General features: G+C 70.5%; 1 protein-coding gene. It reads left to right on the top strand.

Annotated features, from left to right (window positions below):
* Positions 1 to 931 (top strand): ketoacyl-synthetase C-terminal extension domain-containing protein (locus tag IE277_RS46720; protein ID WP_189960216.1); only part of this gene is annotated, 931 nt, incomplete at both ends.

Raw genomic sequence — 931 nt, 5'->3', positions numbered from 1 at the left:
CGCCGCCCTGGACAACGCCGGCCTGACCATCGCCGACGTCGACGCCGTCGAGGCCCACGGTACCGGCACCAAACTCGGCGACCCCATCGAAGCCCAGGCCGTCCTCGCCACCTACGGCCGCCGGGACCCGCAGCTCAAGCCCCTCTACCTGGGCTCGCTGAAGTCGAACCTGGCCCACACCCAGGCGGCGGCCGGCGTCGGCGGCATCATCAAAATGATCCTCGCCCTGCGCAACAACATCCTGCCCAAGACCCTCCACCTCGACGAGCCCACCCCACACGTCGACTGGGAAGCCGGCCACGTCCGACTGCTGACAGAGGCCGTCAACTGGCCGCACTCCGCCGACCGTCCGCGCCGCGCGGGCATCTCCTCCTTCGGCCTCAGCGGCACGAACGCCCACATCATCGTCGAAGAAGCACCTGCCGACGACGTAGAAACCACCGCCGAGCGCCGGGCACTCCCGGCCGTCCCGGTGATCGTCACCGCGCGCAGCGAGAAGGCCCTCGCCGAGCAGGCCGACCGTCTGCACACCCGCGTCCTCGGCGACGAGAACCTCTCCCTGACCGACCTCGCCCACTCCACCGCCCTCACCCGCACCCCGCACGAACACCGCGCGGTGGTCGTCGCCGAGTCCCGCGAGGACCTGCTGACCAAGCTGTCGGCACTCGCGGACGGCAACGCCCCCGAGGCCGTCCAGGGACTGACCCGGGAGGGCAGGACGGCGTTCCTGTTCACCGGCCAGGGCGCCCAGCGCCTGGGCATGGGCCGTGAACTGCACGCCGCGTTCCCGGTGTTCGCCGCTGCGTTGGACGAGGTCTCGGCGGCTGTGGACACCTATCTCGATCGGCCGTTGTTCGAGGTGATCTGGGGTGAGGACGAGGAGCTGCTGAACAGCACCGCCTACACCCAGCCGGCCCTGTTCGCCATCGAG

The organism is Streptomyces alanosinicus (genome assembly GCF_014650595.1).
In the GTDB taxonomy this organism is placed as follows: Bacteria; Actinomycetota; Actinomycetes; order Streptomycetales; family Streptomycetaceae; genus Streptomyces; species Streptomyces alanosinicus.
Note: the sequence above shows the minus strand (reverse complement) of the source record. Positions and strands in the feature narration are given on the sequence as shown.